At 67.5% G+C, this 13,440-nt stretch carries 11 protein-coding genes; 6 read left to right on the forward strand and 5 right to left on the reverse strand.

Going from position 1 to position 13,440, the window contains the following annotated elements:
• Positions 1-215: 215 nt before the first annotated feature.
• Genes ACV4UX_RS13500 through ACV4UX_RS13510 form a run of 3 tightly spaced genes read right to left on the reverse strand, consistent with a single transcriptional unit; the run spans position 216 to position 2,822 of the window.
• Positions 216-1,190 (reverse strand): radical SAM protein, encoded by a 975-nt coding sequence (locus ACV4UX_RS13500; protein WP_491593801.1) that lies wholly within the window; start codon positions 1,188-1,190, stop codon positions 216-218.
• A gap of 2 nt (positions 1,191-1,192) precedes the next feature.
• Positions 1,193-1,966 carry a 4Fe-4S binding protein gene (locus ACV4UX_RS13505; protein WP_491593802.1) on the reverse strand — a complete coding sequence of 258 codons (774 nt, stop codon included), beginning with the start codon at positions 1,964-1,966 and terminating at the stop codon, positions 1,193-1,195.
• Entirely contained in the window at positions 1,959-2,822 is an 864-nt protein-coding gene (locus ACV4UX_RS13510; RefSeq protein WP_491593803.1) for a substrate-binding domain-containing protein, read from the reverse strand. The genes ACV4UX_RS13505 and ACV4UX_RS13510 overlap by 8 nt, the downstream gene beginning before the upstream one ends.
• A 985-nt stretch (positions 2,823-3,807) precedes the next feature.
• Between ACV4UX_RS13510 and fdnG the strand changes: the two genes are divergently transcribed.
• The 4 genes from fdnG (at position 3,808) to ACV4UX_RS13530 (ending at position 9,538) form a co-directional block, all read left to right on the forward strand.
• Positions 3,808-6,855: a formate dehydrogenase-N subunit alpha gene (gene fdnG, locus ACV4UX_RS13515; RefSeq protein WP_491593804.1), complete on the forward strand. Its 3,048-nt coding sequence runs from the start codon at positions 3,808-3,810 to the stop codon at positions 6,853-6,855.
• Positions 6,856-6,972: 117 nt separating this feature from the next.
• Positions 6,973-7,704, forward strand: coding sequence for a 4Fe-4S dicluster domain-containing protein (locus ACV4UX_RS13520; protein ID WP_491593805.1), 732 nt, complete (start codon positions 6,973-6,975; stop codon positions 7,702-7,704).
• Between the two features lie 99 nt (positions 7,705-7,803).
• Positions 7,804-8,712, forward strand: a complete 909-nt coding sequence (locus tag ACV4UX_RS13525; protein ID WP_491593806.1) for a formate dehydrogenase accessory protein FdhE — start codon at positions 7,804-7,806, stop codon at positions 8,710-8,712.
• A gap of 334 nt (positions 8,713-9,046) precedes the next feature.
• Complete coding sequence (locus ACV4UX_RS13530) at positions 9,047-9,538, forward strand: winged helix-turn-helix domain-containing protein (protein ID WP_491593807.1); 492 nt, start codon at positions 9,047-9,049, stop codon at positions 9,536-9,538.
• 80 nt (positions 9,539-9,618) lie between these two features.
• On the opposite strand, the gene ACV4UX_RS13535 is transcribed toward ACV4UX_RS13530, so the two are convergent.
• Positions 9,619-10,296: a GNAT family N-acetyltransferase gene (locus ACV4UX_RS13535; protein WP_491593808.1), complete on the reverse strand. Its 678-nt coding sequence runs from the start codon at positions 10,294-10,296 to the stop codon at positions 9,619-9,621.
• A gap of 229 nt (positions 10,297-10,525) precedes the next feature.
• A complete protein-coding gene (locus ACV4UX_RS13540) occupies positions 10,526-10,774 on the reverse strand; it encodes a hypothetical protein (RefSeq protein WP_491593809.1) in 249 nt (82 codons plus the stop codon).
• A gap of 144 nt (positions 10,775-10,918) precedes the next feature.
• Here ACV4UX_RS13540 and gatB point away from each other — a divergent pair, with 144 nt between their 5' ends.
• Both gatB and mtnA read left to right on the forward strand, forming a co-directional pair.
• Complete coding sequence (gene gatB / locus ACV4UX_RS13545) at positions 10,919-12,349, forward strand: Asp-tRNA(Asn)/Glu-tRNA(Gln) amidotransferase subunit GatB (protein WP_491593810.1); 1,431 nt, start codon at positions 10,919-10,921, stop codon at positions 12,347-12,349.
• Between the two features lie 9 nt (positions 12,350-12,358).
• Positions 12,359-13,402: an S-methyl-5-thioribose-1-phosphate isomerase gene (gene mtnA, locus ACV4UX_RS13550; RefSeq protein WP_491593811.1), complete on the forward strand. Its 1,044-nt coding sequence runs from the start codon at positions 12,359-12,361 to the stop codon at positions 13,400-13,402.
• The last annotated feature ends 38 nt before the right edge of the window (positions 13,403-13,440 follow it).

The following is a 13,440-nucleotide window of genomic DNA, read 5'->3' on the forward strand; positions in this document are numbered from 1 at the left end:
AAATGCGCCGCCGGGAGGAGCAGACACGCGCCTCAGCGTATTACGCAGGGGTCTCAACCTTATGATTTGTTTCTCGTTGGCAAGTTCTGCACGGTGAAATGATAACAGAGCCAGGAACTTTGTTGTTCGTTGTGTAAGATATTGTCATTTGTTGCTCGTATCGTGTGGCGTTTCTCGTGTCAACATTGCCCGCCGATAATTCGTTTAAGTGATATCTATCCTCGCTTTGGCACCGCCTCGTCCAGCAGCCCCGCCGCGTCGGCCCGGCAGCGGGCGCAGTGGCGCATCTGGGGCAGGTGGCGCGCGCAGCGCTCCCGCAGGGCCGCGAGCACGCCGGGGCAGGGTGCGGGCGCGCCGCCCAGGCGCGTGCCCGCCACGGGGAGGAGCCCGATGAGGTTCATGCGGTCCGCGCCGAGCCGCGCGGCCTCCCGGGCCACGTCCTCCACGTGGGCGTCGTTCACGCCGGGCACGAGCACCGTGTTCACCTTCACCACCAGGCCGCGCGCCCTGCACGCCGCGATGCCCTCGCGCTGGCGCTCCAGAAGGAGCGACGCGCCCTCCTGGCCGTTCAGTTCCCGTCCCTGCCAGCGCACGGCGTCGTAGAGGCGCGCGCCCACCTCGGGGCGCACGGCGTTCACGGTCACGGTCACGTGGCTCACGCCCGCGCGGGCCAGGGCCTCCACGTGCTCCGGCAGGCCCAGGCCGTTGGTGGAGAGGCAGCCGATCAGGCCGGGGAAGCGCGCGCGGATCCGGGCGAAGGTCTCCACGGTGGCCTCCGGCGTGGCCATGGGGTCGCCGGGGCCGGCCACGCCCGCCACGCGGATGCGCGGTTCGAGGGCCAGGGCCCGGGCCAGGGCCGTCTCGGCTTCTCCGGGCGAGAGCAGGCGCGAGGCCACGCCGGGACGGCACTCGTTGGGACAGTCGGAGCGCCGGTCGCAATAGCCGCAGGCGATGTTGCAGGCCGGGGCCACGGGCAGGTGCACGCGCCCGGATGTGGAGCGGGCCGCGTCGTCGAAGCAGGGATGCCCGGTCGCGGCGGCGGCCGCCGGGACGTGCGCCGCAGGCCCCTTCAGCTGCTGACTCTCCGGGGCCGAACCTGCCCGGTCCGGTCCCGGGGGCAGGCCCGACGATCCCGGCGTGCGCGCGAGGCGGGCGCAGGTTCCCGCCGAGCCGTTGGGCGCGCGTTCCACGCTCAGGGCTTCCTGCCCAGGCGGATGGCGTCCTTGGGGCAGGCGTCCAGGCAGTCGGCGCAGTTGGTGCAGTTGGTCTCGGCGGGGCGCGCGCCCACTTCGCACACCTTGCGGCAGGCGTCGCAGCCGTTGCAGTCCGGGGTCATGAACACCTTGAAGAGCGAGGCGCGCTTCACGGTCTCCAGGGCCGCGCCCATGGGGCAGGCGAAACGGCACCAGGCGTTGGCCAGGCCCAGGCCCAGGGCCGTGAGCCCCAGCACCACGGCCGTACGCACGATCCACAGGCGGTCGGCGTGCTCGAAAGTCAGGGCCACGGCCTGGAAGAACTCGCCCACCCGGATGGGCACGTTGGCGCGGGGCTGGCCCATGGCGAACCAGACATACCCGCAGGCGGCCAGGGCGAGCAGGCCGCCCGCAGGGGCGAACCACGGCGTGAAGCGCGCGGCGCGGGCCTTGAACGGGGCGGCCATGCCCAGGAGCTGGTTGACCAGGCCGCCCGGGCAGGCCCAGCCGCAGAAGGCGCGCCCGAAGAGCAGGGCGCTTACGGGCAACAGCGCCCAGAAGCCCCAGAACACGGTGAGCAGACGGCCGTGGCAGGTGAGCACGGGGCAGTTCTGGCAGCTGACGAAGGGCACCACGAAAGGACAGCGGAAGATGCCGTAGAACGACCACTGGCCCAGCAGCAGGAGCCAGAAGACCTGGGAGGCCCTGCGCCAGGCCTTCAGCGAGAGGCCCGCCCGGGGGCGGGGCAGGGCGGTTGCGGCGGCGTCAGGCATCTTTCACCCCCAGCTTTTCCACCAGTCCCTTGCCCTTGTCCGAGAGGGCGGGGATGAAACCCGCGCGCTCGAAGTAGGCCTGGCCTTCGGGCGAGGTCAGGAAGTTCACGTAGTCGTCGGCCAGGGCGCGGTTCTTGGCGTCCTTCATCACGCCCACGGTGAAGGTGAGCGGCGGGGGCGGGAAGAAGGTTTCGGGAATGGCCACCACGTCCATGCGCCCCTCGAAGAGCGGGATGCGCGTGACCCGCAGCTCCACGATGGACACGTCGCCGCGCCCGGCGATCACGTCGTCCATGACGCGCTGCACGCAGGAGCCCTGCACCACGCAGTTCTTCATGGCCGCGTCGTGCACGCCCGCCTTCTTGAGCAGGTTGACGGCGGCGGCCCCGCCCGGGGGCGAGGCCTCGGGCGCGAGGACCACGCGCACGCCGGGTCGGGCCATGTCCTCCACGGAGCGGATGCCCGCCGGGTTGCCGCGCGGGGTGACCATCACATAGCTTGTGAAGCACAGCGGCTTGAAATAGATCATTTTTCCGGCCTGGCGCAGCTTTTTTGCAAGGTCCAGCACGCGCCCGGCGAAGACCTCCGTGGTGGAGGAGCCCAGGAGCGACTTGCCCAGGGCGGCGGCAAAGGCCCCCGTGTAGCTGATACGGATGCCCGCGCTTTCTTCATAGAGGGCGTTGGCCGGATTCATGGCCTCGGCCAGTCCGCCGCAGGACCACACCTGGAGCAGGCTGCCCGCGTGGGGCCTGCCCGAGGCCAAGGCCGGTGCGGCCGCTCCGGCCAGGGCGGCGGCGGAGCCCGCCAGGGTCTTGAGGAACAGCCTGCGGCCCGGGCCGCCTTTCATTTCTTCCATGAGCGCCTCGCACTTGTGGCCCGCAGCGTCGCCGGGCGTGGTTTGTGACGGCGGTATAGATTGGCGAAGCTGATCCGTACAATTGATTGTTTCAATGGCGAAAGGCGCGAGGCATCGCCCTGCACGGCTACGCGGAGGCGGTCGGCGGCGAACCGGGGCGCAAAGTGAGTGGCGATGCTCCGTGGCGCGCCTGCCCGGACGGCTTGCGGGGCAGGGCGGGCGCACGCCGGGTCAAACCGGGCGGCGGCGTGCTGTCGGTTTTCCGAGCCAGTGGGCTGTGCAACGGTTTGTTGTTGAACTTGAAATTCAAAATCGATAGGCATTTCTCACCATCCACCTGTTCCGGTTTCCGGGGCGCGCGGCGAAGCAAGGAGGAAGGCACGCCGCGCGTCCCACCCCACAGGGCGATCCCTCCCCTCAGACTCCGCTCCCCCCCTCAATGAGCGGCTCCCCTACCTCGTCCAACCACGCGGCCTCCAAGGCCCTCAGGCTCCGTTTTCCCCCTCTTCAAGGCGCGACTGTCAAAAGTCGCCTAAGTCTCCTTTGGGGTCTTCTCACTTCTGCTTGAAAATGCGGAGGTTGGCCGTGATCGGCCTTTCCCTCTGTCGATTCGATCTATTCAATCCATCCACATCGGTAATGTGTTAGAACTAACAACTTAAAATTATTAGACTTTTTCGCCAAAATTGCTTGCTGCCGCCTTCGCGATGTGGAAAGACGACGAAAACGTTCGTGGGCGGGGCCATCGTGAATGCAGGCCTCCGACGCGAAGGAACGGCAGGTGAAGTCCGGATGGCGCGGCGACCGTTTCGCCAACCAGCCCGGATCAACCGGCGAGCGTGTCGGGAAAGCGGTATCCGGAACGACACGTGCCGTTCACGATCATCAGCCGGGCATTCTCCTGGCGGAATCCGGATCGGCTGCAGGACCCAGGTGGATTTCGGACGTTCTTTGTGGACAAGTTTGACGCTCTGAGGAGGTGCGCATGAAAGTTTCTCGTCGAGGATTCATCAAGATAGCTGGCGCGGGGGCGGCGACGCTGACCCTGACCCAGCTGGGGCTCGACCTGAGCCCCGCGCAGGCGTATGCCGCCGGGCTCAAGATCGAGGGCAGCAAGGAGGTCATTTCCATCTGCCCCTTCTGCTCCTGCGGGTGCAACACGCTGGTCCACGTCAAGGACGGCAAGATCGTCAACATCGAGGGCGATCCGGACTACCCCATCAGCGCCGGCGGCCTGTGCGCCAAGGGCGCGGCCCTGCGCTCGCTGCACGTGAGCGAGAACCGGCTCACCAAGCCCCTGTACCGCGCCCCCGGCAGCGACAAGTGGGTGGAGAAAGACTGGGACTGGATGCTCGACCGCATCGCCAAGAAGGTCAAGGAAACCCGCGACAAGGATTACGTTTTCAAGAACAAGGACGGCCTTGAGGTCAACCGCTGGGAATCCGGCTTCTGTCTGGGCTCCTCCCAGATGTCCAACGAAGAGTGCGCCGTCGCTCATCAATCCTTACGCAGCCTGGGTGTCGTCCACATGGACCACCAGGCGCGGGTCTGACACAGCCCCACTGTGCCGGCTCTGGCAGAGTCGGTCGGACGCGGAGCTATGACGAACCACTACACCGACATCGGCAACGCCGATGCGGTGCTCATCATCGGCAGCAACGCCGCTGAACACCACCCCATCTCTTTCCGCTGGGTGCTCAAGGCCAAGGAAAAGGGCGCCACCGTCATCCACGTGGACCCCAAGTTCTCGCGCACCTCGGCCCGCAGCAGCTACCATGTGCCCCTGCGCAGCGGCACCGACATCGCCTTCATGGGCGGCATGTGCAAGTACATCCTCGACAAGAAGCTGTACTTCAACGACTATGTGATGAACTACACCAACGCCACCTTCCTGGTGGGCGAGAAGTTCTCCTTCAAGGACGGCCTCTTCTCCGGCTTCGACGCCGAAAAGAAGAAGTACGACAAGAGCTTCTGGGCCTTCGAGAAGGACGATAAGGGCATGGTCAAGCGCGACGCGACTCTGGCCAACCCCCGCTGCGTGCTCAACGTGCTGGCCAAGCACTACGAGCGCTACAACCTGGACCTCGTCTCCCAGGTCACCGGCGTCTCCAAGGAGAACCTGACCAAGGTCTATGACGCCTTCGCCGCCACCGGCAAGCCCGACAAGGCCGGCACCATCATGTACGCCCTGGGCTGGACCCAGCACACCGTGGGCGTGCAGAACATCCGCCTGGCGGGCATCGTGCAGCTCCTGCTGGGCAACTTCGGCGTGGCGGGCGGCGGCATCAACGCCCTGCGCGGCGAGCCCAACGTGCAGGGCTCCACGGACCACGCCCTGCTCTACGGCTACATCCCCGGCTACCACAACGCCCCTCTCGCCACCTGGAAGACCCTCGACGAGTACATGAAGGCCAACACCCCCGTGACGGCCGATCCCAAGAGCGTGAACTGGTGGAGCAACAGGCCCAAGTACGTGACCAGCCTGCTCAAGGGCTGGTTCGGCGATTACGCCACCAAGGAAAACGACTTCGGCTATTCGCTGCTGCCCAAGCTCGACCCCGGCATGGACTGCTCGCACCTGTTCCTGTTCGACCGCATGTACCAGGGCAAGATCAAGGGCGGATTCATCTTCGGGCACAACCCCTGCCAGAGCTTCCCCAACTCCACCAAGGTCCGCCAGGCCGTGGACAAGCTGGACTGGCTGGTGGTGGGCGAGGTGTTCCACAACGAGACCACCGACAACTGGCGCCGCCCCGGGGCCGACCCCAAGAAGTGCAAGACCGAGGTGTTCCTGCTGCCCTCGGCCTATCGGGCGGAGAAGGAAGGCACCATCTCCAACTCCGGCCGCTGGCACATGTGGCACTACAAGGCCATCGAACCCATCGGCCAGAGCCGCGCCATGGGCGACATGTTCGTCCAGATCATGGGCCGCGTGCGCAAGCTCTACGCCAAGGACGCCAAGAAGAACGGCGCGCTGCACGACCAGGTGCTCAGGCACGAAATCCCCGAGAAGTTCGTGGCCGAGGAGATGACCAAGAAGATCAACGGCTTCTTCACCCGCGACGTGAAGATCGGGGACAAGGAGTACAAGAAGGGCCAACTGGTCCCGGGCTTCCCCCTGCTCCAGACCGACGGCTCCACGTCCAGCCTCAACTGGGTGTACTGCGGCGGCTACTCCGAGTCCGAGGGCAACCTGGCCAAGCGCCGCGACCTGACCCAGACCCCCATGCAGGCCAAGATCAGCCTCTATCCCAAGTTCTCCTGGGCCTGGCCCCTGAACCGCCGCGTGCTCTACAACCGTGCCTCGGTGGACTTGAACGGCAAGCCCTACAACCCGGAGAAGGCCGTCATCGCCTGGGAGGACGGCAAGTGGGTGGGCGACGTGCCCGACGGCGGACAGCCGCCCATGGCCATGGAGGGCGGCAAGTACCCCTTCATCATGTGCACCGAGGGCCACGGCCAGCTCTACGGCCCCGGACGCGAGGACGGACCCCTGCCCGAGCACTACGAACCGGCGGAGACCCCGCTCACCAAGAACCCGTTCTCGGCGCAGATGAGCAACCCCTGCATGAAGACCGTCAACAGCAGCGAGTTCGACAAGCTGTGCGCCAACGGCGATCCGCGCTTCCCCATCGTGCTCACCACCTACTGCCTCACCGAGCACTGGTGCTCCGGCTCCGAGACCCGCAACGGCCCGGCCCTGCTGGAAGCCGAACCGCAGCAGTACATCGAGATGAGCCCGCAGCTGGCCCAGGAAAAGGGCATCAAGAACGGCGACGTGGTCATCGTGGAGAGCATTCGAGGCAAGGTGGAGGCCGTGGCCATGGTCACGGTGCGCATGAAGCCGCTCCAGGTCATGGGCAAGACCCAGCACCTGGTGGGCATGCCCTTCTGCTTCGGCTGGACCAAGCCCAAGTGCGGCGACGCCGTGAACAGGCTGACCCCCTCGGTGGGTGACCCCAACACCACCATCCCCGAGTACAAGGCCTGCCTGGTCAACCTGCGCAAGGCCGACAAGGTGACGGAACTGTAGCATCGGTCGCGACAGGCCGGGGCGGGCGCGCCCTGCGAAACAGCGCGCGCCCGCCCGTTCGACAACGAGGCCGGTCACTGACCGAAGGCTCTCCCGAAGACGACAAGGAGCGAGACCATGCCCAAGGCAATCCTCATAGACACCACGCGCTGCACCGCCTGCCGGGGCTGCCAGGTGGGCTGCAAGGAGTGGAAGAACTTCCCCGCCGTGCCCACCAAACAGCAGGGCTCCCACCAGAACCCGCCCGACCTGACCCACTACAACTTCAAACTGGTGCGCTTCAGCGAGCACCTGGATGGCGACACCGTCCAGTGGTACTTCTTCCCCGACGCCTGCCGCCACTGCCTGGACGCGCCGTGCAAGAACGTCTCCACGGTGGAAGGGGCCATCCTCCAGGACAAGGCCACCGGAGCGATCCTCTACACCGAGAAGACCGCCAAGGAAGACTTCAAGACCATCAAGGACTCCTGCCCCTACGACATCCCCCGGCAGGACCCCAAGACCAAGCAGATCGTCAAATGCGACATGTGCATCGACCGCGTGCAGGCCAACCTGCTGCCCATGTGCGTGAAGAGTTGCGCCATGGGCGCCATGTCCTTCGGTGAGCGCGCGGACATCCTCAAACAGGCCGGCGAGCGCCTGGAGGCCGTGAAGAAGGAGTTCCCCAAGGCGTCGCTCCTGAACAAGGACGACGTCTCGGTGATCTACCTGGTGGCCGACACGCCCGCCAAGTACCACAAGTTCGCAGTGGCCGACGCCTCGGACTCGGACCCCCGCATGTCCCGCAAGGACATGCTCGCCGGGGCCGTCGCTCCCCTGCGCAAGCTGTTCGACAGCCTGCAGGGCTAGGCAGCGCGGCAGGAACATGCAAAGGGCCGCCCGGGCGCATCCCGCCGGGCGGCCCGCCCCGTCATCGCATCAGGCATCGCCAGGCAAGGAGTTCCGCGCATGCAGATCAGTTCCCAGACCGTCTTTTCCTCCCCTCAAGCCATCGAGTCGGATCTTGCCCGAGCGCTGGAACAGATTCCCGCCATGGCAGGCTTGCTTGAACCGTTCGGCCTGCTGCTCATCGAACGCTCCCGCCTGCGCGAGGCCGCGCCCGGTTGGACCGTGCCGCCGCCCCCCATCGATCCCGACAGGTTCTCCCAGGGGGCGTACCTGCTGGCGGATTCCGGCTTCCTGGACATGAGCCCCCAGTTGCGCGAGGCAGCCTCCACCCTGCTGCCCATGATGGCGGGCCTGTTTCCCTCGCTGGCCGAGGCACTGGACTCGCTGGCCTCGGGCCTCGCCTCCGGGTCTGTCGATCCGGCCGCGCTCGTCGCCGCCGGGTTCGGAGAGCCCGGTGACATCCCCGGCATCGACCCGCGGATTCTTTTGTTCGCCGGTTCCGAACTCGTTCGTCCCTTCGTGGAACGCCAGGCGCAGGACCTGCTGCCCCTGGTGAAGGACCTCCCCTGGAGGCACGCCTGCTGCCCCGTGTGCGGCGGCGCGCCGAACATGAGCGTGATGCGCCGCACGTTCGACCCCTCCGAATTCATCCAGGCCCACGGCGGCCGCCGCTACCTGCGCTGCTCGCGCTGCTCGGTGGAATGGACCTACAAGCGCGTCTCCTGCCCCGTCTGCTGCTGCGAGGAGCCCGAAGAGCTGGCGGTGCTGCGCGATGCGGCCAGGCCGTACGAGCGCGTGGACGCCTGCAAGCGCTGCAAATCGTTCCTGCTCTGCCTGGATGCCGGGGAACTGGCCGCCGTGCCGGACCCGGACGTGGCCGCCCTGGGCATGAGCGCCCTGGAAAGCCGCGCCGTGCGGGAGGGGTTCGTCCCCATGGCCCGCCATCCCTGGAGCGGATTGCTGGGCTAGTGTCGCGATCATGAAAAACATGAAGATGTTCTTGATGATGAATAGATATGGTTTTGGCTGTTAGCCTTGAACATCCGCACGGACGGATTGTGAGGACGCAGCGCCAGTCGACGAAAAGCCGCGTTCTTCGCGCCGTCAAGGCGCTAGGATTGTCAACATAGTCTGTCGACCTCCCAGGACAATGCCGGGGCCGTCCTCCCCCACGGGATGGCCCCGGCGGCGTCCCGGCGCGGGCCGGGATGCCCGGAGGCCGAGGCAGGGCCGTGCCACCCCGTGAGGATGCTCCCCGGGACTTGTTCGGCCGGTCCGCTCCGTGCTACGGCCCTTCACCGACATGAAGGACCCCAACGTCAACTCCGTCGAAACGGCCGCGCAACCGGCAGCACAAAGCGGTCTCGCGGGCGTGCGCCCGCCCGTGGTGCGCCTGCGCCTCTGGCTTGAAACCGTGGACGGCATGTTCTTCGGCTCCGGCCGGGGGATGCTCCTGGAGGCCGTGGCGCGCACGGGCTCGCTCAAGAAGGCGGCCGAGTCGCTGGGCATGTCCTACCGCGCGGCCTGGGGAAAGATGCGCCGCACCGAAAAGGTGCTGGGCGTGCAACTCATCGAGCAGGCGGGCAGCCGCAAGGGCGGCCACAGGCTCACCCCGGCGGGCAGGCTGCTCATGGAGAAGTTCGGGCAGTGGTTCGACGCCGTGGAAAACTCGGCCGTGGAAAAGGCCCGGGAGATCTTCCCCTGGGCCTGCCTGAGCTTCACGGAGGCCAGGAGGGCGGGTTTCGCCATCGCCCCGCGTGACGACGACGAATCCGAAGGCGATCCCGAATCCTGAGGCCATGGGCCTCTCCAGCCCCGGACGCCCCTCCGGGAGCCAACGGCGCGGGCCGTTGCGTCGCGGGTCTGCCGTCCCCTTCAGCCCAGGCGCTTGACCAACACCACGATCCCCTCGCCCAGGTGGGCCAGTTCCGGCGGGTACGTTCTCTCCCGCTCGGCCTCGTAGCCCATGGCCGCGAAGAGGCGCAGCGCCCGGACGTTGCCCGTCTGGCAGACGGCCCCGAGCCGGGCGATCCCGGCCGACCGGGCTTCGGCCTCCACGCGCCGGAGCAGCCCCCGGGCCACGCCTCCGGCGCGGTTCTCCGGGCGCGCGGCCACGTACTGCACGCGCCACGTGTCGGGGCCGAAGGATTCCCCCGCCAGGGGGAGCAGGCGCAGATAGTCGGCCTGCCGGTCCAGGGCGGCCCGGGCCTGGGCCTCGGTGAGCCCGCGGCGCGCGAACGCGTCGGCCAGGGCGTCGGGGGAGAGGGGCTGGTAGCCGCCCGGAGGGTCTGTGCGCGCGGTCGCCGTGCCCGAGCACACGCCGTCCACCAGGGCAACGAAGGTGTGCTCGTAGCGCCCGGCGTGCTGACGGGGGTCGCGGGCCAGGAGGGACAGCACCCGCAGCGTCTGGGGCGGGTCCAGGCCCAGGAGGTGGTCCAGCAGGCCGCGCTTGCGGTGCCCGCGCGCGGCGCGCAGGGCCATGTCCGCGAGGCAGTTGTCGTAGCCGGGGCCTGCGCGGTAGACCGAGAGGGGTTCTGTGTTGTCGACGGGCATGGCAAACCCTACCACGGAGGGGTGGATCGGGCAATGCCCGGGGTGGCGCTCCGGCCGGGCCAGCGGGCATGCGGCTTCGGCAGGGTCCGGGAGCGCGCTGCGGCGCGAACCCCGGAAGCGGGAGCAGGGGCAGGCAACGCCAGGAGGCGTGCGGCGCGTTCGGCCGGGCGCGGCCGGAACGCAGGCCGCGCGCGGTGTCTTCAGGAGCTTCTGGGGGAGCCGTACGGGATCAGTTGCTCTTGCACTGGTTGAGGGCGTTGTTGCAGTTGGCCACGCACACGGCCCTCTGGTTGGCGTTGCGGATGGTGTTGCAGACGCCTACGCAGTTCTGCCAGTTGTTGTTGCAGTTTACCTCATGACGTTTGTTCTGCTGGTAGGCGTTGTTGGAATAGCCCCCGTAAGAGCCGGGACCAGTCTCGTAGCAGCCGGCCAGGAGTGTGACGGCGAAAAGCAGGAAAGCCAGGCTTGTGGGGCGCATGGTTGCCTCCTGTGGGTTTGAGCCTAGGTTATCTTGCACCACAAAGCGCCGGGCAAGTCAACGTCCCGGCCATTGACCCGGCCATCGCCGGGGGGTAAGACCAAGCCCCGGCGGCCCCGCCAATTCTTCCAGGAGCCTTCATCCATGCCCCAGTACGAGGCGGTCATCGGCCTTGAGGTGCACGCCCAGCTGCTCACGCGCAGCAAGATTTTCTGCGCCTGCTCCACGGCCTTCGGACAAGACCCCAACGAAAACGTCTGCCCCGTCTGCGCGGGGATGCCCGGGGTGCTCCCGGTGCTCAACGCCACGGCCGTGGAGTACGCGGCCAAGATGGGCATGGCCGTGGAGTGCGCCGTGAACCCCGTCTCGGTGTTCGCCCGCAAGAACTACTTCTACCCGGACCTCCCCAAGGGCTACCAGATATCCCAGTACGAGAACCCCGTCTGCGAACGCGGACGCGTGGACATCCTGGTGGACGGCAAGCCCAAGACCATCGGCGTCACGCGCATCCACATGGAGGAGGACGCGGGCAAGAACATCCACTCCCAGGCCGACAACGCCAGCTACGTGGACCTGAACCGCGCCTGCGTGCCCCTCATCGAGATCGTCTCCGAGCCCGACATGCGCTCCTCCGAGGAAGCCGTGGCCTACCTCAAGGAGCTGCGCTCCATCCTGGTCTACCTGGGCATCTGCGACGGCAACATGGAGGAGGGCTCCTTCCGCTGCGACGCCAACATCTCCATCCGACCGGTGGGCCAAAAGGAGTTCGGCACGCGCACGGAGATCAAGAACGTGAACTCCTTCCGCCACGTGCGCCAGGCCATCGACTACGAGATCCAGCGCCAGAAGGACTGCCTGGAGGACGGCGAGCCCATCGTCCAGGAGACGAGGCTTTACAACCCCGAGAAGAACGTCACGGCCTCCATGCGCGGCAAGGAGGAGGCCCACGACTACCGCTACTTCCCGGACCCGGACCTGGTGCCCCTGCGCATCGCGCCCGAAAAGCTCGACCGATGGCGCGCCGAACTGCCCGAGCTGCCCCGCGCCAAGCGCGCGCGCTTCATGGAGGACTTCGGCCTCTCCGCCTACGACGCCGACGTGCTCACCGCCGAGCGCGACGTGGCCGAGTACTTCGAGGCCTGCGTGGCCGCCGGGGCAGACCCCAAGAAGAGCGCCAACTGGATCATGAGCGAGTTCCTGCGCGAGCTGGCCGAGGCGAAAATCTCCGCGAAGGCCGCCAAGCTGCGCCCGGCGGACCTGGCCCGGCTGGTGGCCGTCATCGACTCCGGGCTCATCTCCGGCAAGATCGCCAAGCAGATCTTCCCCGAGCTCTTCGCCCAGGGCGGCGACCCCGAGGCCCTGGTGAAGGCCAAGGGCCTCGTGCAGATTTCCGACTCCTCGGCCCTGGAAGCCGCCATCGACGCCGTGATCGCCGCCAACCCCGCCGAGGCCGAGGCCTTCCGGGGCGGCAAGACCAAGCTCATGGGCTTCTTCGTGGGCCAGGTGATGAAGGCCACCCGGGGGCAGGCCAACCCCGGGCTGGTCAACGAACTCTTGGCCAAAAAGCTGAGCTAGGACCACGCAATGACCGACCACATCCAGTTCTCGCCCGACCAGGAGTCCCTGGTGCTCCTCGACCAGCGCATCCTGCCCGGGCGCGAGGAATACTTCGTCTGCCGCAACACCCAGGACACCATCTACGCCCTCCAGACCATGGTGGTGCGCGGCGCTCCGGCCATCGGCGTCACCGCCGCCTACGGCTGCTACCTGGCCTCGCGCGAGGTGGACCCCGCCGACGCCCAGTGGAAGGCCCGCCTGGAAAAGCTCCTCAAGGACCTCGAGGAGGCCCGCCCCACCGCCGTGAACCTGCGCTGGGCCGTGGAGCTCATGCGCAAGGCCTGGCACGCCCTCCCGGACCTGAACCTCGACGCCCTGCGCGCCAAGTGGCTGGAAATGGCCAGGAAGGTGCACGCCGAGGACATCGAGATCAACAAGGCCATGGGCCGTTTCGGGGCCGACCTCATCGACGACGGCGACACCGTGATGACCCACTGCAACGCCGGAGCCCTGGCCACCGCCGGGCACGGCACCGCCCTGGGCGTCATCCGCGGGGCCTGGGAGCAGGGCAAGAAGATCCAGGTGATCGCCAACGAGACCCGTCCCTTCCTCCAGGGCGCGCGCCTCACCGCCTACGAGCTGCACAAGGACTCCATCCCCGTGAAGGTGGCCTGCGACAACGCCTGCGCCCTGCTCATGCAGCGCGGTCTTGTCCAGAAAGTCGTGGTGGGCGCGGACCGCATCGCCGCCAACGGCGACGCCGCCAACAAGATCGGCACCTTCGGCGTGGCCATCCTGGCCAGGCACTTCGGCGTGCCCTTCTACGTGGCGGCCCCGGCCTCCACCTTCGACCTCTCCACCCCCACGGGCGCGGGCATCCCCATCGAGGACCGCACCCCCCGCGAGGTCACCCACGTGGGCGAACACCAGATCACCCCCCAGGGCGTGGGCGTGTTCAACTACGCCTTCGACGTGACCCCCGCCGAGCTCATCGCGGGCATCGTCACCGAGCGCGGGGTCATCCGCGCGCCTTACGTGGAGAACATCGCCCGGATCATCGGGGGCAAATAGGGCGCGGCCGCGCCAGGGGCTCACGTGAGCGCGCGGGC

This window comes from Fundidesulfovibrio sp. (assembly GCF_058402725.1).

Coding starts and splice junctions, on each gene's coding strand:
- ACV4UX_RS13530 (WP_491593807.1), top strand. CDS start 9,047: ATGAAGGACCCCAACGTCAACTCCGTCGAAACGGCCGCGCAACCGGCA.
- gatB (WP_491593810.1), top strand. CDS start 10,919: ATGCCCCAGTACGAGGCGGTCATCGGCCTTGAGGTGCACGCCCAGCTG.
- ACV4UX_RS13525 (WP_491593806.1), top strand. CDS start 7,804: ATGCAGATCAGTTCCCAGACCGTCTTTTCCTCCCCTCAAGCCATCGAG.
- mtnA (WP_491593811.1), top strand. CDS start 12,359: ATGACCGACCACATCCAGTTCTCGCCCGACCAGGAGTCCCTGGTGCTC.
- ACV4UX_RS13505 (WP_491593802.1), bottom strand. CDS start 1,966: ATGCCTGACGCCGCCGCAACCGCCCTGCCCCGCCCCCGGGCGGGCCTC.
- ACV4UX_RS13535 (WP_491593808.1), bottom strand. CDS start 10,296: ATGCCCGTCGACAACACAGAACCCCTCTCGGTCTACCGCGCAGGCCCC.
- ACV4UX_RS13540 (WP_491593809.1), bottom strand. CDS start 10,774: ATGCGCCCCACAAGCCTGGCTTTCCTGCTTTTCGCCGTCACACTCCTG.
- ACV4UX_RS13520 (WP_491593805.1), top strand. CDS start 6,973: ATGCCCAAGGCAATCCTCATAGACACCACGCGCTGCACCGCCTGCCGG.
- ACV4UX_RS13510 (WP_491593803.1), bottom strand. CDS start 2,822: ATGGAAGAAATGAAAGGCGGCCCGGGCCGCAGGCTGTTCCTCAAGACC.